The organism is Shinella sumterensis (assembly GCF_004514425.2).
Classification (GTDB): domain Bacteria; phylum Pseudomonadota; class Alphaproteobacteria; order Rhizobiales; family Rhizobiaceae; genus Shinella; species Shinella sumterensis.
This window is the reverse complement of sequence record NZ_MYFN02000008.1, coordinates 122,221-140,751: the sequence shown is the minus strand read 5'-3', so window position 1 is coordinate 140,751 and position 18,531 is coordinate 122,221. Positions and strand designations below refer to the sequence as shown.

Genomic DNA, 18,531 nt, shown 5'->3' with positions numbered 1-18,531 from the left:
GTCTTTTCAAACCGCCGAAAACCCCGTAAGACCGCGCGCATGATGCTCCACCGGCTGACCATCGATCTGCGAATTAGTGGCCCGGCCTTCCGCGCGCTCTGAGCGAGGCCGGAAGGTCCGGGATTTCGGGCGTTCCTGAAGCGCCCCCGCTGTCATTGCCGGTGCACTGACCGATATTCCCCGCATGCGCACAAAGCGCGCGAACAAAGACGATAGCCATATCCATGACCGATACGCCTGAAAAAGTCGATTATTCGTCCACCCTCAACCTGCCGCAGACGGATTTCCCGATGCGTGCGGGCCTGCCGCAGAAGGAGCCGGAAACGGTGGCCCGCTGGCAGCAGATGAACCTCTACAAGAAGCTGCGCGCCTCCGCCGCCGGCCGCGAAAAATTCGTGCTGCACGACGGTCCGCCCTATGCCAACGGCAACATCCATATCGGCCACGCGCTGAACAAGATCCTCAAGGACGTCATCACCCGCTCGTTCCAGATGCGCGGCTATGACGCCAACTACGTGCCCGGCTGGGACTGCCACGGCCTTCCCATCGAGTGGAAGATCGAGGAGAAGTACCGCGAGAAGGGCAAGAACAAGGACGAGGTTCCGGTCAACGAGTTCCGCCAGGAATGCCGTGACTTCGCGAGCGGCTGGATCAAGGTCCAGTCGGAGGAGTTCAAGCGTCTCGGCATCGAGGGCGACTTCGAAAATCCCTACACGACCATGGCCTTCCACGCCGAAGCCCGTATCGCCGGCGAGCTGCTGAAGATCGCCAAGTCCGGCCAGCTCTATCGCGGCTCCAAGCCCGTCATGTGGTCGGTCGTCGAGCGCACGGCGCTGGCCGAAGCCGAAGTCGAATATGCCGATGTCGAGAGCGACACGATCTGGGTAAAGTTCCCCGTGACCGAGGGGCCTGCCGACCTCAAGGGCAACTTCGTCGTCATCTGGACGACCACGCCCTGGACGATCCCCGGCAACCGCGCCATCTCCTTCTCGTCGCGCTTCCCCTACGGCCTCTACGAGGTGGAAAGCGCCACGAACGATTTCGGCCCGCAGCCGGGCGAAAAGCTGATCTTCGCCACCCGCCTGGCCGATGACTGCGCGGCCAAGGCCAAGGTGACGCTGAAGTTCCTGCGCGATGTCGCGCCGGAAGAGCTGTCGGCACTCGTGACCGCCCATCCGCTCGCACCGCTCGGCTATACCTTCCAGGTGCCGCTGCTCGATGGCGATCATGTCACCGACGATGCCGGCACGGGCTTCGTGCACACCGCCCCCGGCCACGGCCGCGAGGACTTTGATGCCTGGATGGCCGAGGCCCGCAACCTCGAGGCGCGCGGCATCTCCGCGAAGATCCCCTTCACCGTGGACGACGCCGGCTTCTACACCGCCGAAGCCCCCGGCTTCGAAGGCGCGCGCGTCATGGACGACAACGGCAAGAAGGGCGACGCCAACGACCGCGTCATCAAGGCGCTGATCGCCGAAAACAACCTCTTTGCCCGCGGCCGCCTCAAGCATTCCTATCCGCATTCCTGGCGTTCGAAGAAGCCGGTCATCTTCCGCAACACGCCGCAGTGGTTCGTCTACATGGACAAGGAACTCGGCGACGGCACCACGCTGCGCTCGCGTTCGCTTGCCGCGATCGACCAGACCCGCTTCGTGCCGGCCTCCGGCCAGAACCGTCTGCGCGGCATGATCGAAGGCCGCCCGGACTGGGTTCTTTCCCGCCAAAGGGCATGGGGCGTACCGATCGCCGTCTTCGCCGATGAAAAGGGTGACGTGCTCGTCGACGAGGACGTCAACGCCCGCATCCTCGAGGCGTTCGAGAAGGAAGGCGCCGATGCCTGGTTCGCCGAAGGTGCGCGTGAGCGCTTTCTGGGCAATCGTGCGGGAGAAGCCTGGACGCAGGTCATGGACATCCTCGATGTCTGGTTCGACTCGGGCTCGACCCACACCTTCACGCTGGAGGACCGCCCGGACCTGAAATGGCCCGCAGACGTCTATCTCGAAGGCTCCGACCAGCATCGCGGCTGGTTCCATTCGTCGCTGCTCGAAAGCTGCGCGACGCGCGGCCGTGCGCCCTACAATGCCGTCGTCACCCATGGCTTCACCATGGACGAGAAGGGCGAGAAGATGTCGAAGTCCAAGGGCAACGTCGTCTCGCCGCAGGACGTCATGAAGGAATCGGGCGCCGATATCCTTCGCCTCTGGGTCATGACGACCGACTACTGGGAAGACCAGCGCCTCGGCAAGACGATCATCCAGACCAATATCGATGCCTACCGCAAGCTGCGCAACACGGTGCGCTGGATGCTGGGCACGCTGGCGCACGACACGGGCGAGGAGATCGCCTATGCCGACATGCCGGAGCTGGAAAAGCTCATGCTGCACCGGCTGGCGGAACTGGATGCGCTTGTGCGGTCGGGCTACGATGCCTTCGACTTCAAGAAGATCACCCGCGCGCTCATCGACTTCTCGAATGTCGAGCTCTCGGCCTTCTATTTCGACGTGCGCAAGGATGCGCTCTACTGCGATGCCCCGTCCTCGCTGAAGCGCCGCGCAGCCCTTGCCGTCATCCGCAAGCTCTTCGATTGCCTCGTCACCTGGCTCGCCCCGATGCTGCCCTTCACGATGGAAGAGGCCTGGCTCTCGCGCAAGCCGGATGCCGTCTCGGTGCATCTGGAGCAGTTCCCCGACGTGCCGGCCGAATGGCGCAACGACGCGCTCGAGGCCAAGTGGGAGAAGATCCGCGCGGTGCGCTCGGTCGTCACCGGCGCGCTGGAAATCGAGCGCCGCGAGAAACGCATCGGCGCTTCGCTGGAGGCGGCTCCCGTCGTTCACATCGCCGATCCCGAGCTTCTGGCTGCCCTCGAAGGCCAGGATTTCGCGGAAATCTGCATCACCTCGGCCATCACGCTGGTTGCGGGTGAGGGCCCCGCGGATGCCTTCCGCCTTGCGGAAGTCCCCAAGGTCTCGGTCGAGCCGAAGCTGGCGGAGGGGCTGAAATGCGCCCGCTCCTGGCGTATCACGACGGATGTCGGTTCCGACCCCGAATATCCTGACGTCTCGGCCCGCGATGCGGCTGCGCTGCGCGAAATCGGTTTCCGCCGCGCGGCATAAGCGCCCGCTCTGTTGACGGCCGGTTCTTTCCGGCCGTCGATTTGCCGGCATGAATTGCACTTGGAGGCTTCATCCGGTAATGCTGCCTGAAAATGGTCGGATTGTTCCGCCATGGCACGGCGGACTTTTGCCGTGGAATGAGTTTTCTGCGTACCGGCTCTGCTGGAAGGGTATTCATGGGAATGACGCGAAATATTCGGGTACGGACCGGCCTGTTCGGCCTTCTCGGCGGCAGCCTCCTTCTGACCGGCTGCATGGGCCCGACCTACGGCACCGACAAGACCGCCGGCGAGCAGCTGATCGACGACCTCGGCAACGCCGTGATGATCCAGCCGGAAAACAAGGACGCCAAGAAGGTCCGCTACCAGCCGCGCGGCGGTCTCGTCGTGCCGAGGGACAAGACGGCGCTGGCCAACCCGCAGCAGTCCGTCGCGTCCAAGGACAATCCCGAGTGGCTTGAGAATCCGGAAGACATGCGCGAGCGCCTGCGCGCCGAGGCGGACGAGAACGCCAACGATCCCCGCTACCGCTCGCCGCTCGCCAGCCAGAATACGACGGCCCGCCAGATGAGCACGGCAGAGCAGACGCAGGCCTATCGCGAGGCGCGCCGCCTGCAGATGGGCGCCTATTCCGATCAGCGCCGCTACCTGAGCGACCCGCCGACCGAATATCGCAGGATCCCCGAGGAGGCCCAGGCCGATCTCGGCGAGCCTGAGAAGCAGAAGGAACGCCGCCGCAAGAAGGAAGCCAGGGCCGCCAAGCAGGGCGGTTCCAGCTGGTGGCCGTTCTGACATCATGACGGGCTATCGAATCCGGCCGGCGACGGTCGATGATGCCGCCGTCATCCTGCGCTTCATCCGCGAGCTTGCGGACTATGAAAATGCCCTGTCCGAAGTGGCCGCGACCGAGGAAAGCGTCGTGGCCTCCCTGTTCGGCGAGGGCTCGGTGAGCTACGCGGCCATCTGCGAGACGGAAGACGGCGAACCGGCCGGCTCCGCCGTCTGGTTTAAGACCTATTCCACCTGGCTCTCGAAGAACGGCCTCTATCTCGAGGACCTCTATGTGACGCCGGCCCATCGCGGCGGCGGCGTCGGCAAGATGCTGCTGCGCTACCTGGCGCGCCTTGCCATCGAACAGGATTGCAGCCGTTTCGAATGGAGCGTGCTCGACTGGAACGAGCCCGCCATCCGCGTCTACGACGCCATCGGCGCCGAGCCGCAGACGGAGTGGCTGCGCTATCGCCTGACGGGCGACCGCCTGAAACAGTTTGCCGAGGGCTGACTCGGACTCAGCCGCCGCGCCGGGCAAGCAGGATGAGATGAAGCGCATGCGCGCCGAGAAAGGCGACGCAGACCGGCAGGATCGCCACGATCATCCCGCCATTCATGGCGATGACGATGAGCACGACGGCGGCTAGTGCTGGCGTGAACGCGAGTGCGGCGTTGCGTGGCAGCGACCAGTTCGGCTTCCCCTCACGGTTCCATTGCATGGTCAGCCGTTCTGCACGCGGCGCGATGCGACGTGCGGCGAGAACGGACATGGCGACCATCAGGCCCAAGGTGATGACAATGATAGCGGTGGCAAGTGACATCGTTCTCAGCGCCTTTCCATGAAGAAATCCTTCAAGATCTCCGCCGCTTCCACGCCGCTGATGCCGGAATAGACCTCCGGGGCATGATGGCAGGTGGGCTGGGCGAAGAAGCGCACGCCGTTGTCGACGCCGCCGCCCTTCGGGTCTTCCGCGCCGTAATAAAGCCGGCGGATGCGGGCAAACGAGATGGCGGCCGCGCACAGCGTGCAGGGTTCGAGCGTCACGTAGAGGTCCGCGCCCGTCAGCCGCTCCTGGCCGAGCGTGCGGGCGGCCTCGCGGATGACGGCGACTTCGGCATGGGCCGTCACATCATTGTCGGCGCGCGTGCGATTGCCCGCCTGCGCCACGACCGCGCCGTCCATGACGAGCACGGCGCCGACGGGCACTTCACCGCGTTTGCCGGCGGCGCGGGCCTCGGCCAGCGCGATCTCCATGAAGCGATTTGTCATAGCGGAACGAATTCCTCTTAACCCGGGGCGTCTGACCTGATAGGACACGCGAAAACGCAGGCAACACAAATGACATCCAAAGACAAGCCAAAACGGCCGGGCGCAAAGCCCGCGGGCCGCGATACCAAGCCGCGTGGCGCCGCATCGGCGGCCGCGGGCAAGAAATCCTTCGGCGGCAAGCCGGCGGGCAAGAAGCCTTTTGACGGCAAGGCGGCGCCGCGCGACGGCAAGCCTGCCCGCGCCGCCAAGCCGGCACCTGCCGCGCCGGCCGGGGCCGAACTCGCGCCCGAACGCATTTCCAAGCTGCTCGCCCGCGCGGGCGTGGCCTCGCGCCGCGATATCGAGCGCATGATCATGGAAGGCCGCGTCAGCGTGAACGGCAAGGTGCTGGAGACCCCGGTGCTCAATGCCAGTTTCGCCGACCGCATCGAGGTGGATGGCGTGCCGGTGCGCGGCATCGAGCGCACGCGCCTGTGGCTCTACCACAAGCCTGCCGGCCTCGTGACGACCAATGCCGACCCGGAAGGCCGCCCGACCGTCTTCGACAACCTGCCCGAAGAATTGCCGCGGGTCATGTCCATCGGCCGCCTCGACATCAACACCGAAGGCCTGCTGCTGCTGACCAATGACGGTGGCCTCGCCCGCATGCTGGAGCTGCCGACGACCGGCTGGCTGCGCCGCTACCGCGTGCGCGCCCACGGCAAGATCGAGCAGGCCGATCTCGACAAGCTGAAGGAAGGCATTGCCGTCGACGGCGTGCTCTACGGCTCGATCGACGCGACGCTCGACAAGGCGCAGGGCTCCAATGTCTGGCTGACGCTCGGCCTGCGCGAAGGCAAGAACCGCGAAGTCAAGAATGTGCTCGGCGCGCTCGGCCTCGACGTCAACCGGCTCATCCGCATTTCCTACGGCCCCTTCCAGCTCGGCGAACTGCCGGAAGGCCACGCCCAGGAAATCCGCGGCCGCACGCTGCGCGACCAGCTCGGCCCGCGCCTGATCGAGGAATCCGGAGCGAATTTCGACGCGCCGCTCTTCGACCACAAGGCGGATGAGGATGCCGCCGCCAAGCCGGTGAAGCCCCGCGAGGAGGCGTCCGCCTGGAGCGAGCGTCCGGCAGAGCGTCGCGAGAAGCCCGCCGGCCGCCGTGATGGCGATCGCCGCGAGCAGGCCCGCGCGCGGCTGGACACCAGGCGCGACGACCGGTTCAGTGACAAGCCGCGTGGTGGTTCGCGCGACCGTGATCGCGACCGGGATCGCGACGGCGACCGCTTCGAAAGCAAGCCGAAGCGCGAGCCTGCGAACCGTGCCCGCAAGTCCAATGTCTGGATGGCGCCCGGCGCCCGTCCCGTCGCCGAGAAAACGGCCGATGCGTCGGCAGAAGGCGTGAAGCGCGAGCCGCGCGTGCGTCCCGAAGGTGCACCCAAGACCAAGCGTTATGGCCGCACGGCCGATGGCGCGCCGACCCGTTCGGCCAAGAAGTTCGATCCGGACCGCAAGGGTTTCGATAGCAGGGGTCCGGCCCGCGGCCGTCCCGGTGACGATCGTGTGGAAAAGCCCCGCATCCTGAAGACGCGCGACGAGGACGGCGAGTGGATCCGCGCCTCCGAGCCGGAAGCCGGTGGCCGCGACGATGGCGGCCGTGGCGGTTTCGGACGCAAGCGCTCCGGCGCCGGCGATGACCGCGCACCCCGCGATTTCGGCGACCGCAAGCCGCGTGCGCAGGGCGAGCGTTCCTTCGGCGACCGTCCGGCCCGGGGTGAACGATCCTTTGGCGACCGCAAGCCACGGGCAGAGGGCGAACGCGCGTTCTCCGACCGTCCGCCGCGCCGCGACGGCGGCAAGTCGTTCGGCGGCAAACCCGGCGGCAAGTCCTTTGGCGGAAAGCCCGGTGGCGGCAAGCCCGGCGGTGGCCGTCCTGCCGGCGGCGGCCGTCCGCGCGGCAAGGGCAAGTAATCCGCCGTGCGGATCGTCGGCGGAGAATTTCGCGGCCGTTCGCTTGCAACGCCGTCGTCGGACGATATCCGTCCGACGACGGACCGCACGCGCGAAAGCCTGTTCAACATCCTCTCCCACGCCTATCCCGAGGCCCTTGACGGAACGCGCGTGCTCGATCTCTTCGCGGGCACCGGTGCCGTCGGCTTCGAGGCGCTGTCGCGCGGCGCGCGCGCCGTGCTCTTTGTCGAGCAGGGCGTGGAGGGCAGGGGGCTGCTGCACGCCAACACGGAATCGCTCGGCGTGATCGGCCGCGCCAAGATCTTCCGCCGCGACGCCACGTCGCTCGGCGGCATCGGCACGATGGAACCGTTCGATTTCCTCTTTGCCGACCCGCCCTATGCGAAGGGTCTCGGCGAGCGCGCGCTCGACGCCGCCGCCCGCGGCGGCTGGCTCGTCGAGGGCGCCCTTGCGATCCTCGAGGAGCGTGCCGATATTCAACCCGCCGCCGTCGACGGCTTCGAGCTTCTCGAAGTCAGGACGTTCGGCGAAACGCGCATGCACTTCTATCGTTACCGGCCCGGCTGAACGGTGCCGGCCGTGGAGACCTGAGCGATGACCGATGCCCTCGTTTCCCCGATCGCGCCACGCCCCGCCGGCCCGACCGTCGCCCTCGCGCTTGGCGGTGGTGGCGCGCGCGGCCTCGCCCATATCCACGTCATCGAAGTGCTCGACGAGTTCGGCATCCGCCCGGTGCTGATCTCGGGCGCGTCCATCGGCGCCATCATGGGAGCGGCCATGGCCTCGGGCATGACGGGCCGTGAGATCCGCGAGCATACGCTGGCCACCATCGGCAGACCCGGCCAGATCATGAACCGCCTCTGGAGCCTGCGGCCATCAGGGCTTTCGCAGATGGTCTCCGGCGGTTTCAAGTTCGGGCAGTTCAATCTGGAACGCATGCTGAAGGCCTTCCTGCCCGACCGTGTGCCGGAAACCTTCGAAGCGCTCGATATCCCGATGAAGATCATCGTGTCGGACTATTACGCGCAGCGCGAATGCGTCTGCGAGCGCGGCCCGCTGTTCCCGGCCCTTGCCGCATCGGCCGCCTTGCCCGCCGTCTTCCGTCCTGTCGTCATCGACGGCCGCGTGATGATGGATGGCGGCCTGTGTAACCCGATCCCGTTCGATCATCTGGCCGGCCGGGCCGATATCACCATCGGCGTCGACGTCATCGGCCAGCCGCCGGCCGGCACGGCCGAATTGCCCAACAGTATCGACAGCCTCTACGGCGCCACGCAGCTGACCATGCGGTCCATCGTCACGCTGAAGCTTGAAAAGGGCGCGCCCGACATCTTCCTCCAGCCGGAGGTCGGCCGCTTCCGGGTGCTGGATTTCGCCAAGGCGGCGGAGGTGCTGAAGGCATCCGAGGGTATCCGCGATGTCCTCAGACGCGCGCTCGACGAAAAACTCTCCCGTACGGGCTGAAGCCGGCGAGCCGGCAGGGCTCAGACATCCTCGTCGGCGTCGGCCATCTGGTTCTTCGGCCTGACGAGCGGTTCCGGCTTCACCGGCGCGGAATGCAGCATATGCCGCCCCGCCGCCAGTCCTTCCACCGCCTGGAGTTCCAGCCGCGCCTCGTCGCGGCGGCGGATATCGTCGCTGATGGCCACCGCGTCATCGGGCTCGACGCCGAGTTCCTCCAGCGTCTCGCGGCCGAAGACGAGCGCGGATTCGAATGTTTCGCGCACGTCGTGCTGCACGCCGCGGGCACGCAGCGAGAGCGTGTGAATGCGGTCGTAGGAGCGCACGAAGACGGTCGCGTTGGGGTACTCCGACTGGACGAGATCGACGATGCGGTCCGTGGTGGCCTTGCCGTGCGTGCAGACGGCGACGATCTTCGCCCGTTCGATGCCGGCCGCACGCAGCACGTCCTTGCGCGTGCCGTCGCCGAAATAGATGCGGAACCCGAAATTCGCGGCCTGGCGCACGCGGTCCGTCGAATGGTCGATGACCGTCACCTCGCGGCCGCCGGCCAGCAGGATCTGGGCGGCGATCTGGCCGAAGCGCGAAAAGCCGATCATCAGCACGTCGGCGCCGGCACCCTCGAAATCCTCTTCCATCTCCTCTTCGGGATCCTCCACCAGCAGGAAACGGGAGAGGGCGGCGGCAATCGGCGTCAGCGCCATAGACATGGTCACGACGGCGATCAGCAGCGAGGCGAGCCCGCCGGAGAAGATGCCGGCCGCGGCTGCCGCCGTGAAGAGCACGAAACCGAATTCACCGCCCTGCGGCAGCACCAGCGCGATCCGCACCGCATCGTTGTGCGCGGAGCCGGTAAAGCGGCAGAGGCAGTAGATGACGAGGCCCTTCACCAGCATGACGGCGGGTGTCGCGATGAGGATCGTCAGCCAGCTCGCGAAGATCACGTCGAGATGCAGGGACAGGCCGACCGCCATGAAGAAGAGGCCGAGCAGAATTCCGCGGAAGGGCTCCACGTCCGCTTGCAACTCGTGGCGATAGGAAGACTCGGCAAGCAGCACGCCGGCGAGGAAGGCGCCCATGGCCATGGAAAGCCCGGCCATCTGCAACAGCATAGCGGCAGCGAGAACCACGAACAGCGCCGCCGCGATCATGGCCTCTCGGGCGCCCGTGCGCGCGATGATCTGGAACAGCGGGTTGAGCAGGTAGCGGCCGGCGACCAGCAGGGCGGCGATTGCCCCGACCGCGACCATGAAATCGTGGAAGGCGCTTGTCGTGTCCTCCGGCGCCTGTTCGGCCAGCAGCGGTATCAGCGCCAGGAGCGGCACGATGGCAAGGTCCTGCAAAAGAAGCAGCGAAAAGGCGCGCTGGCCGTAGCGCGTATTGGTGTCGCCCCGCTCATCGAGGATCTGCATGGCAAACGCGGTGGAGGACAGCGCGAGGCCGAAACCGATGATCAGCGCACCGTCCCACTCCTCCAGTCCGAAGAGCAGCACGAGCCCCGCCAGAATGAGCCCGGTCACCACCACCTGCGCGATGCCGAGCCCGAATATGTCGTGGCGCATCGACCACAGGCGCGAGGGCTTCAGCTCCAGCCCGATCAGGAAAAGCAGGAACACCACGCCGAGTTCGGCGACGCCCAGCAGCTCTTCGCCATCGCGGATCTGGTGCAGGATCGGGCCGATCACCACGCCGGCCGCGAGATAGCCGAGAATGGTGCCGAGCCCCAGCCGCTTGAAGATCGGCGCGGCAAGAAGCGCCCCGCCGAGCATCATCAGGACCTCGTTGTACGAGCTGTGGGTATATTGCATGCGGAAGGCTTTCTCTGCGGGGTGGCGGCTGCACGGCAAAAAAGGAACGACCTCCCTTGATGCCTGTGTCGGCGCACAATAAATGGGGCATCAAAGAAAGGCCAAGTCATGTCACAGACAATCGATTCCGCAAGCCTTCTCGAGCGCGCCGGTGAACTTATCGACCGCGCCATTCAAGCGGGGGCGGATGCGGCTGATGCCGTCGTCGTCCGTGGCCGGTCCTCGTCGGTGAGCGTGCGCCTCGGCAAGGTCGAGGGCACCGAGGCCTCCGAAAGCGACGATTTCTCCCTGCGCGTCTTCGTCGGAAAACGCGTCGCCAGCGTCTCGGCCAATCCGGGCTTCGACCTGAAGGTGCTCGCCGAGCGCGCCGTGGCGATGGCCAAGGCCTCGCCGGAAGATCCCTTCGCGTCGCTCGCCGCCGAAGGTGACCTTGCAAAGGAATGGCCGGACCTCGATCTCTTCGACCCGACCGAGGTCTCCGCCGACCAGCTCACCGAAGCCGCCCTTGCGGCCGAGGCCGCGGCGCTCGCCGTTTCCGGCATCACCAATTCCGGCGGCGGCGGCGCATCCGCCGGCATGGGCGGGCTGGTGCTTGCCACCTCCCATGGCTTTTCCGGCGCCTACAGCGCCAGCCGCTTCGGCCGTTCCGTCAGCGTCATCGCGGGCGAGGGCACGAAGATGGAGCGTGACTACGATTTCGATTCCGCGCTGTATTTTGCAGAACTGCGCGATGCCGAGGCGATCGGCCGCGAGGCCGCCGCCCGCGCCGTGCGCCGCCTCAACCCGCGACAGGTGCCGACAGCGAAAAACGTGACGGTGGTCTACGATCCGCGCGTGGCGCGCGGCATTGCCGGCCATATCGCCGGCGCGATCAACGGCGCCTCCGTCGCCCGCAAGACGAGCTTCCTGCGCGACCGCATGGGCAAGCAGGTGCTGAGGGCGGGCCTTTCCGTTACCGACGACCCGCTCATCGTGCGCGGTCCCTCGTCGCGTCCCTTCGATGGCGAGGGCGTCACCGGCAAGCGCCTTGCGATGATCGAGGACGGCGTGCTGCAGCACTGGTTCCTCTCCACTTCCACGGCCAACGAACTCGGCCTGAAGACGAACGGTCGCGGCGTGCGCGGCGGCACATCGGTCAGCCCGGCCTCCACCAACCTCGCGCTGGAGCCGGGGGATATGTCTCCGGAAGACCTCATCCGCTCGGTGGGCAACGGTTTCTACATCACCGAGCTCATCGGCCAGGGCGTCAACATGGTGACGGGCGAATACAGCCGCGGCGCCTCCGGCTACTGGATCGAAAACGGCGAACTGACCTTTGCCGTCTCCGAGGTGACGATCGCCTCCAACCTCGTCGACATGTTCTTGCGCATCACGCCGGCAAACGACATCGACCGCTCGTTCGGCGTGGCGGCGCCGACGCTTGCCATAGAGGGCATGACGCTTGCGGGAACGTGACCCCATGCCTCCCGCCGGAGATTGGGCCGCCGATCTCGACCTCCTCGTGGGGGCCGCGCGGCTGGCCGGCGCCAAGGCGCTGGAATTCTTCCGCAAGGGGCCGGAAGTCTGGTGGAAGAACGGCGGCCGCTCACCGGTGAGCGTTGCCGATTTCGCGGCAAACGATATCCTCAAGACGGAGCTGCTCGGCGCCCGGCCCAACTACGGCTGGCTGTCGGAGGAGACCGACGACGATGCCGCGCGCCTCGGCTGCGAAACCGTCTTCGTCATCGATCCCATCGACGGCACGCGCGCCTTTATCGGCGGCAAGGACATCTGGTGCGTCAGCGCTGCCGTCGTGCATGAGGGACGACCGGTTGCCGGCGTTCTCTTCGCGCCCGCGCTCGATGAACTGTTCACGGCATCGGCCGGCGGACCCGTGCTGAAGAACGGCGCGCCCATTGCCGTGACCGGGCCGGACGACACGCGTGCGATGCGCGTGGCGGCGCCCGAGGACATGGTGCGCGACATAGACCGGAGGCGGATCGGCGACATGAGCCGTATCGCCCATGTGCCGTCGCTTGCCTATCGTCTCGCGATGGTGGCGGATGGCCGCATCGACGCGACGCTGGTCAAACGCAACGCGCACGACTGGGATCTGGCGGCCGCCGATCTCATCCTTGCGCAGGCCGGCGGGGCGCTCGTGTCGCTGGACGGCGCGCCGCTGGTCTACAACCGGCCGGCCGTCAGCCACGAGACGCTGTGTGCCGCCGGGTTGTCCCGGCTTTCCGGGCTTGTCGAGGCCGCACGCGACCTCTCCGACCATTGACCTTTCATGCGGAATACCGCAAACCGTGAGCCGAATTCGGCACAATAAAGAGAGAAGACATGACCGATACGACCGAACCCAAACAGCTCCTTCATCTCGTTTTTGGCGGCGAACTGAAGACCCTCGACGACCTGCAGTTCCGCGACCTCGACAGCCTCGATATCGTCGGGATCTACCCCGATTATGCGAGCGCGCTCGTCGCCTGGAAATCCAAGGCCCAGCAGACCGTGGACAATGCGCATATGCGCTACTTCATCGTGCACATGCACCGTCTCCTGGACCCGCGCAAAGGCTGAGCCGACGTCACCGACCCCGTCCCGCGCGGCCTGACCGCGCCGGACAGAAAGACCGGACCCTTCATGATCCTCCATAGCCCGAAAGCCCGAACGAAGGTGTCTTGCCGATGAGCAGCCGGCTCGCCCGCCTCACGCTTTCGATCTACCGCTGGGGAGGCGTCGCGCTCTACCCCGTCATCGGTCCGTATCTGGCGGTGCGCGCCGCCAAGGGCAAGGAAGAGCGCGCGCGTCGCCGCGAGCGCTACGGCGTGGCGGGCGTGCCGCGCCCGGCCGGCCCGCTGGTCTGGTTCCACGCCGCAAGCGTCGGCGAGACCAATTCGATCATTCCGCTCATCAAGGAAGTGCGCCGCCGCGGCATCGCGGTGGTGCTGACCACGGGCACCGTCACCTCCGCGAAGGTCGTTCACGACCGGCTGGGATCTGACGTCATCCACCAGTATGTGCCGCTCGACCTGAAGCCGGCGGTCAGTCGCTTCCTCGAATATTGGCATCCCGACCTCGCCATCATGGCGGAATCGGAAATCTGGCCGATGACCATCCTGGAACTGAGCCGGCGCCATATCCCGCAGGTTCTGGTGAACGGCCGCATCTCCGATCGCTCCTTCCCGCGCTGGCAGCGCCGCCAGGCCTTCGCCGAGGCGCTGTTCGAGAATTTCGCGCTGGTCATCGCCCAGTCGGATGTGGACGCGGAGCGCTTCAGTGCACTCGGCGCATTGCCGGTGACGGTTTCCGGCAATCTCAAGGTCGATACCGATGCGCCGCCGGCCGATGCAGAGGCGCTTTCGACCTATCTCGGCCAGATCACCGGCCGCCGGACCTGGGCGGCGATCTCGACCTTCGAGGGCGAGGAGGCCGCCGCCGGCAACGTGCACCGCGCCCTGAAGGAGCGCACGCCCGGCCTGCTCACCATCGTCGTGCCGCGCCATCCCGAGCGCAGCGACGCCGTCGCGGATATGCTGGCGGCGCGTGGCCTCAAGGTCGTCAGGCGCACCTCCGGCGAACCGCTGACGCCGGAGACGGATATCTTCCTCGGCGACACGATCGGCGAGATGGGGCTCTACCTGCGCATGACGGAGGTGGCCTTCGTCGGGCGTTCGCTCTTTGCCGAAGGCGGGCAGAACCCGCTGGAGCCGGCCATGCTCGGCTGCGCGATCCTGTCGGGCGGCAACGTCCAGAATTTCCGCGAGACCTATCAGAAGCTCGCCCGAAACGGCAGCGCCAAGATGGTGCGCGACGTCGAGATGCTGGCCAAGGGCGTGCATTATCTCCTCAACAACGAGGAGATGCGCCGGCAGATGATCGATGCGGGCCAGGAGACGGTGCAGGAAATGCGCGGCGCGCTGCGCGCCACCGTCAAGGGGCTCGAACCCTATATCAATCCCCTCACCGTGAAGGCGCGGCTCCACCCGCGCCAGTCCTCCTGAAAGGACGCGACATGACGAAGGCCGACGCGATCTCCGGTATCCTGTTCGACAAGGACGGCACGCTGCTCGACTATGCCAAGAGCTGGGTGCCCGTGAACTACGAGCTTGGCCGCATCGCCGCCAAGGGCGATGAGGACCTTGCCCGCAAGCTGCTCGTCGCCGGCGGCATGGACCCGGATACCGGCTATGTCACGCCCGACAGCCTGCTGGCGGCCGGCAATACGGTGGAAATCGCCGAGGGCTTCGTGGCGGCCGGCGCGCCGTTCACGGTGGAAACGCTCACCACCCATTTCGACGGGCTTTTCGCCAATTCGGCGCAGCTGGCCGTTGCCGTCACCGATCTTGCCGCCTTCTTCGCCACCATGCATGCGCGCGGCTATCGGCTGGGCGTCGCCTCGTCCGACAACGAGGCCTCCATCCGCGCGACGGCCAAGCGCTTCGGCTTCGACGGCTACCTGCATTATGTCGCGGGCTATGACAGCGGCTACGGCGTCAAGCCGGAACCGGGCATGGTGCTGGGCTTCTGCGCCGCCACGGGGCTGGAACCGCATCAGGTCGCCGTGGTCGGCGACAACAACCACGATCTCCACATGGGGCGCAGCGCCGGTGCCGGTATCACCGTCGCGGTGCTGACCGGCACGGGCTCGCGGCAATCCCTGTCGGAGGCATCGGACTATTGCCTCAACGACATCACCGAACTGGTGCCGCTCTTCTCGGGCGCTGCCGCCGCGCGTCCGGTGGCGTGAACGCCGCCTCGGCGACGCACCCGCTCATTGGCACGATGGTTGATTTCCGCACCGTTCTCGCGTTTCTTGTGCCGTCGAACGGGCAGGGGTGCCTGCGGGGGATGAAATGGTAAGTGAAGCGCCGCCGTTCTGGTGGACGAAGCCCGACTGGCGAGCCCGGGCGCTCTGGCCGATCTCGCACCTCTACGGGTGGATTGCGGGGCGACGCATGCGCAGCCGCCGCCGCGCGCAGGTGCCCGTCCCCGTTATCTGCGTCGGCAATTTCACGGTGGGCGGTGCCGGCAAGACGCCGACGGCCATCGCCATTGCCCGCGCCGCCAGCGCGCGGGGCCTGAAACCCGGTTTCCTGTCGCGCGGCTATGGCGGTTCGCTCGATGTCACCACCGTGGTCGATCCGCATCACCACCGCGCCCGTGCCGTCGGCGACGAGCCGCTGCTGCTTGCCCGCGAGGCGCTGACGGTCATTTCCCGCAAGCGCATCAAGGGCGCGTTGAAGCTCGTGGAAGAGGGCGCCGACCTCATCATCATGGATGACGGTTTCCAGAGCGCGCGGCTCGTCTTCGACTACGCGCTTGTCGTCATCGACACCCGTCGCGGCATCGGAAACGGTCATCTCGTTCCGGGCGGTCCGGTGCGCGCGCCGCTCGGTGAACAGATGCGGCAGGCAAGCGCCCTGCTTGCGATCGGCGACGGCGCGGCGGCCGACAGGCTGATCCGCCAGGCCGCGCGCGCCGGCAAGGCCATCCATCCAGCGACGCTGGTGACGGTCGGTGCCGGCGATCTCGCAGGGCAGGCCGTCATGGCCTGGTCCGGCATCGCCGACAACGAGAAGTTCTTCCGGACCGTGCGGGAAACCGGCGCGCAGCTCCAGATGACGCGGTCCTTCCCGGATCACCATTTCCTCGGCGAGGACGAGGTGGCCGAGCTGCTACAGCAGGCCGAAGACCTGGGCTGCGGGCTCGTCACCACGGCCAAGGACAGCGTGCGGCTCGGCGGCGGGCACGGGCGGTCTGAGGAATTGCAGGAAAAGAGCCGGGTGATCGAGGTGGAAATCCGGTTCGATGACCCGAAGGGCCCGGACGCGATCATCGACGCGGCGATCGCCAATGCGCGGCAGCGCAAGCTGCAACCCCCGGCGGGGTGAAACCCTAGAGCAATTCCGGTGAACGTAGGTTCACCTCCACTGCTCTAATTCTTTGTTTTTACGCATGTCCGGACGCAAAACCGGGCACACTTTTGCTGGAAATGCTCTACCGCTTCTGCGTCGGCAGCGCGCCCGCGCGCTTCTCGGCATCGAGCGAGGCCGCGCAGCTGATATAGGCCTCCTGCCGCGCGACGCTCCAGTAGCGCAGTTCCTCGAGCGGGATCGTTTCGCCGGTCATCGCGCAGATGACGTGCGAACCCGGCATCAGGATCTGGAAATCGCCGTCGAGGTAGCGGATCTTCGCTTCCCGACTGCCGTTGCGGCCTTCAAAACGGTTCATCATCGATTTCAGTATCCGTATCACTGCTGGCAATTCCGCTTCGGCAAACGGTCCGTATCCGGAATTACGTCAAGAAAGCTTCATGGTGCATATCGCGGCGGGGGCCAAATTTCCAGCGCTTTCGCCGTTCAGCTGCGCCCGAACAGACGCTCGATATCCGACAGCTTCAGTTCGATATAGGTCGGGCGGCCGTGATTGCACTGGCCGGAGCCGGGTGTGGCTTCCATCTGCCGCAGCAGCGCGTTCATCTCTTCGGGCCGCATGCGCCGCCCGGAGCGCACCGAGCCGTGGCAGGCCATGGTCGCTGCGAGGTATTCGAGCTTTGCCTTGAGGCCGTTCGCCGTGTCCCACTCGGCAAGCTCGTCCGCCAGCTGGCGGATGAGGCCGGTCGCGTCCATCTCGCCGAGCATGGCAGGCGTTTCGCGCACCGCGATCGCGCCCGGCCCGAAGCGCTCGATGCCGAGCCCGAGTTTGGCGAACTCGCCGGCATGGGCGACCAGCCGGTCGCAATCGTCTTCCGGCAGGTCGACGATTTCAGGGATGAGCAGCGCCTGCGCGGGCACCGCGCGGGAATGCAGCGCGTTGCGCATGGCCTCGAAGACGAGCCGTTCATGCGCCGCGTGCTGGTCGACGATAACAAGCCCGTCCTGCGTCTGCGCGACGATATAGTTCTCGTGCAGCTGCGCGCGCGCCGCCCCGAGCGGGTGATGCTGCGGCGGTGCATCGTCCGGCACCGGCTGCTGCGCCGTGAAAACCGGCTCGCTGCGCGCCGATGGCGTTGCGAATTCGGCAAAGCCGGTCTGCGCGGCGCGAAGCGGCATCGATGCCGCCGGCTCGAACGGGCGATAGGGCGAGGCGGCGGGCGTCCAGGGCGTAGCGGGGCGCCGTGCTTCCGGCCGGAAGGCGCGCATCAGACCGCTGGCGCCCGTCGTGGCCGCCCGGTCGCCCTCGCGTCCGAGCGCCTCGCGGATCGCGCCGATGACGAGGCCGCGAACCAGCCCCGGATCGCGGAAGCGCACGTCGGATTTGGCCGGATGCACGTTGACGTCCACCAGCGCCGGATCGATCTCGATGGACAGCACCGCGACCGGGTAGCGCCCGTGCGGAATGGTTTCGGCATAGGCCGCCCGCAGCGCCGACCAGAGAAGCTTGTCCTGCACGGGCCGGCCGTTTACGAAAGCGAACTGATGGAGGCTATTGCCGCGATTGAAGGTCGGCAGGCCGGCGAAGCCCGTCAGCCGCACGCTCTCCCGCTCCGCATCGATCTCGATGGCATTGTCGCGGAAATCCCGGCCGAGCACCTGTGCGATGCGCGCAAGGCGATCGGTCCCGGTCGCGGGAAATTCGAGCGTCGTCCGGTCGGAGCCGGACAGCACGAAGCGCACATGCGGAAAGGCAATGGCCATGCGCCGCACGACGTCGGAAATCGCTGACGCTTCGGCCTTCTCGCTCTTCATGAACTTCAGCCGCGCCGGCGTGGCGAAGAAGAGGTCGCGCACCTCCACCACCGTGCCGCGGTTGGCCGCCGCCGGGCGCACCGGCTCGACCTTGCCGCCTGTCACGCTGATCTCGGCGCCTTCGCTGGCTTCCGCCGTGCGGCTGAGCAGCGAAAGGCGCGCGACCGAGCCGATGGACGGCAGCGCCTCGCCTCGAAAGCCGAGGGTGCGGATATCCAGCAGATCGGTGTCGAGCTTGGAGGTGCAGTGCCGGCGGATCGCCAGTTCCAGCTCGCCGGGCGCCATGCCGCATCCATTGTCGGTGACGCGCAGCAGCGTCTTTCCGCCGCCCGCGGTGGCGATCTCGATGCGCGTCGCGCCCGCGTCCAGCGCGTTTTCGATCAGCTCCTTGGCGGCGCTGGCCGGGCGCTCGATCACTTCGCCGGCCGCGATCTGGTTGATGAGGGTTTCGGAAAGCTGCCTGATGGTCATGGCGCCATTTTCACG

17 protein-coding genes are annotated in these 18,531 nt (G+C 66.7%); 12 read left to right on the top strand and 5 right to left on the bottom strand.

The features are described 5' to 3' along the window. Positions 1-224 precede the first annotated feature (224 nt). From ileS to B5M41_RS16320, 3 genes are all read left to right on the top strand, one after another. Positions 225-3,113 (top strand): isoleucine--tRNA ligase, encoded by a 2,889-nt coding sequence (gene ileS, locus B5M41_RS16330; RefSeq protein WP_134648960.1) that lies wholly within the window; start codon positions 225-227, stop codon positions 3,111-3,113. Between the two features lie 176 nt (positions 3,114-3,289). Continuing rightward, the gene (locus B5M41_RS16325) at positions 3,290-3,904 is read left to right on the top strand and encodes a hypothetical protein (protein WP_134648959.1); all 615 of its coding nucleotides are present in this window, start codon (positions 3,290-3,292) and stop codon (positions 3,902-3,904) included. A gap of 4 nt (positions 3,905-3,908) precedes the next feature. Next, the gene (locus B5M41_RS16320) at positions 3,909-4,394 is read left to right on the top strand and encodes a GNAT family N-acetyltransferase (RefSeq protein ID WP_134648958.1); all 486 of its coding nucleotides are present in this window, start codon (positions 3,909-3,911) and stop codon (positions 4,392-4,394) included. Between the two features lie 7 nt (positions 4,395-4,401). Here B5M41_RS16320 and B5M41_RS16315 read toward each other — a convergent pair whose 3' ends face one another. Both B5M41_RS16315 and B5M41_RS16310 read right to left on the bottom strand, forming a co-directional pair. Next, a complete protein-coding gene (locus tag B5M41_RS16315; RefSeq protein WP_134648957.1) occupies positions 4,402-4,704 on the bottom strand; it encodes a hypothetical protein in 303 nt (100 codons plus the stop codon). Between the two features lie 5 nt (positions 4,705-4,709). After that, the gene (locus tag B5M41_RS16310) at positions 4,710-5,153 is read right to left on the bottom strand and encodes a nucleoside deaminase (protein ID WP_134648956.1); all 444 of its coding nucleotides are present in this window, start codon (positions 5,151-5,153) and stop codon (positions 4,710-4,712) included. Positions 5,154-5,222: 69 nt separating this feature from the next. Between B5M41_RS16310 and B5M41_RS16305 the strand changes: the two genes are divergently transcribed. The 3 genes from B5M41_RS16305 to B5M41_RS16295 are packed head-to-tail and all read left to right on the top strand — an operon-like array spanning position 5,223 to position 8,570. Further along, complete coding sequence (locus B5M41_RS16305; protein WP_134648955.1) at positions 5,223-7,106, top strand: pseudouridine synthase; 1,884 nt, start codon at positions 5,223-5,225, stop codon at positions 7,104-7,106. Positions 7,107-7,112: 6 nt separating this feature from the next. Further along, entirely contained in the window at positions 7,113-7,673 is a 561-nt protein-coding gene (gene rsmD / locus B5M41_RS16300) for a 16S rRNA (guanine(966)-N(2))-methyltransferase RsmD (protein WP_134648954.1), read from the top strand. Between the two features lie 27 nt (positions 7,674-7,700). Beyond that, positions 7,701-8,570, top strand: coding sequence for a patatin-like phospholipase family protein (locus B5M41_RS16295; RefSeq protein ID WP_134648953.1), 870 nt, complete (start codon positions 7,701-7,703; stop codon positions 8,568-8,570). A 20-nt stretch (positions 8,571-8,590) separates the two neighbouring features. Here B5M41_RS16295 and B5M41_RS16290 read toward each other — a convergent pair whose 3' ends face one another. Then, entirely contained in the window at positions 8,591-10,375 is a 1,785-nt protein-coding gene (locus B5M41_RS16290) for a monovalent cation:proton antiporter-2 (CPA2) family protein (RefSeq protein ID WP_134648952.1), read from the bottom strand. 108 nt (positions 10,376-10,483) lie between these two features. Between B5M41_RS16290 and B5M41_RS16285 the strand changes: the two genes are divergently transcribed. From B5M41_RS16285 to lpxK, 6 genes are all read left to right on the top strand, one after another. After that, entirely contained in the window at positions 10,484-11,830 is a 1,347-nt protein-coding gene (locus B5M41_RS16285) for a TldD/PmbA family protein (protein WP_134648951.1), read from the top strand. Between the two features lie 4 nt (positions 11,831-11,834). After that, on the top strand, positions 11,835-12,638 hold the full coding sequence (locus B5M41_RS16280; RefSeq protein WP_134648950.1) for a 3'(2'),5'-bisphosphate nucleotidase CysQ: 804 nt from the start codon (positions 11,835-11,837) through the stop codon (positions 12,636-12,638). Between the two features lie 59 nt (positions 12,639-12,697). After that, a complete protein-coding gene (locus B5M41_RS16275) occupies positions 12,698-12,934 on the top strand; it encodes a DUF4170 domain-containing protein (RefSeq protein WP_134648949.1) in 237 nt (78 codons plus the stop codon). 107 nt (positions 12,935-13,041) lie between these two features. Then, the gene (gene waaA, locus B5M41_RS16270) at positions 13,042-14,358 is read left to right on the top strand and encodes a lipid IV(A) 3-deoxy-D-manno-octulosonic acid transferase (RefSeq protein ID WP_134648948.1); all 1,317 of its coding nucleotides are present in this window, start codon (positions 13,042-13,044) and stop codon (positions 14,356-14,358) included. An 11-nt stretch (positions 14,359-14,369) separates the two neighbouring features. Then, positions 14,370-15,104 carry an HAD family hydrolase gene (locus B5M41_RS16265; RefSeq protein WP_134648947.1) on the top strand — a complete coding sequence of 245 codons (735 nt, stop codon included), beginning with the start codon at positions 14,370-14,372 and terminating at the stop codon, positions 15,102-15,104. 106 nt (positions 15,105-15,210) lie between these two features. Next, positions 15,211-16,248, top strand: a complete 1,038-nt coding sequence (gene lpxK / locus B5M41_RS16260) for a tetraacyldisaccharide 4'-kinase (RefSeq protein ID WP_134648946.1) — start codon at positions 15,211-15,213, stop codon at positions 16,246-16,248. A 106-nt stretch (positions 16,249-16,354) separates the two neighbouring features. On the opposite strand, the gene B5M41_RS16255 is transcribed toward lpxK, so the two are convergent. Both B5M41_RS16255 and mutL read right to left on the bottom strand, forming a co-directional pair. Further along, positions 16,355-16,591 (bottom strand): DUF2093 domain-containing protein, encoded by a 237-nt coding sequence (locus B5M41_RS16255; RefSeq protein WP_134648945.1) that lies wholly within the window; start codon positions 16,589-16,591, stop codon positions 16,355-16,357. A 125-nt stretch (positions 16,592-16,716) separates the two neighbouring features. Next, on the bottom strand, positions 16,717-18,516 hold the full coding sequence (gene mutL, locus B5M41_RS16250) for a DNA mismatch repair endonuclease MutL (RefSeq protein WP_134648944.1): 1,800 nt from the start codon (positions 18,514-18,516) through the stop codon (positions 16,717-16,719). Positions 18,517-18,531 lie beyond the last annotated feature (15 nt).

Excerpts from the sequence above, each read along its gene's own strand:
- B5M41_RS16305 (WP_134648955.1), top strand. The coding sequence starts at position 5,223 with ATGACATCCAAAGACAAGCCAAAACGGCCGGGCGCAAAGCCCGCGGGC.
- mutL (WP_134648944.1), bottom strand. The coding sequence starts at position 18,516 with ATGACCATCAGGCAGCTTTCCGAAACCCTCATCAACCAGATCGCGGCC.
- B5M41_RS16255 (WP_134648945.1), bottom strand. The coding sequence starts at position 16,591 with ATGATGAACCGTTTTGAAGGCCGCAACGGCAGTCGGGAAGCGAAGATC.
- B5M41_RS16320 (WP_134648958.1), top strand. The coding sequence starts at position 3,909 with ATGACGGGCTATCGAATCCGGCCGGCGACGGTCGATGATGCCGCCGTC.
- B5M41_RS16285 (WP_134648951.1), top strand. The coding sequence starts at position 10,484 with ATGTCACAGACAATCGATTCCGCAAGCCTTCTCGAGCGCGCCGGTGAA.
- B5M41_RS16290 (WP_134648952.1), bottom strand. The coding sequence starts at position 10,375 with ATGCAATATACCCACAGCTCGTACAACGAGGTCCTGATGATGCTCGGC.
- B5M41_RS16275 (WP_134648949.1), top strand. The coding sequence starts at position 12,698 with ATGACCGATACGACCGAACCCAAACAGCTCCTTCATCTCGTTTTTGGC.
- B5M41_RS16310 (WP_134648956.1), bottom strand. The coding sequence starts at position 5,153 with ATGACAAATCGCTTCATGGAGATCGCGCTGGCCGAGGCCCGCGCCGCC.
- B5M41_RS16325 (WP_134648959.1), top strand. The coding sequence starts at position 3,290 with ATGGGAATGACGCGAAATATTCGGGTACGGACCGGCCTGTTCGGCCTT.
- B5M41_RS16295 (WP_134648953.1), top strand. The coding sequence starts at position 7,701 with ATGACCGATGCCCTCGTTTCCCCGATCGCGCCACGCCCCGCCGGCCCG.
- B5M41_RS16280 (WP_134648950.1), top strand. The coding sequence starts at position 11,835 with ATGCCTCCCGCCGGAGATTGGGCCGCCGATCTCGACCTCCTCGTGGGG.
- B5M41_RS16315 (WP_134648957.1), bottom strand. The coding sequence starts at position 4,704 with ATGTCACTTGCCACCGCTATCATTGTCATCACCTTGGGCCTGATGGTC.
- lpxK (WP_134648946.1), top strand. The coding sequence starts at position 15,211 with ATGGTAAGTGAAGCGCCGCCGTTCTGGTGGACGAAGCCCGACTGGCGA.
- B5M41_RS16265 (WP_134648947.1), top strand. The coding sequence starts at position 14,370 with ATGACGAAGGCCGACGCGATCTCCGGTATCCTGTTCGACAAGGACGGC.
- ileS (WP_134648960.1), top strand. The coding sequence starts at position 225 with ATGACCGATACGCCTGAAAAAGTCGATTATTCGTCCACCCTCAACCTG.
- waaA (WP_134648948.1), top strand. The coding sequence starts at position 13,042 with ATGAGCAGCCGGCTCGCCCGCCTCACGCTTTCGATCTACCGCTGGGGA.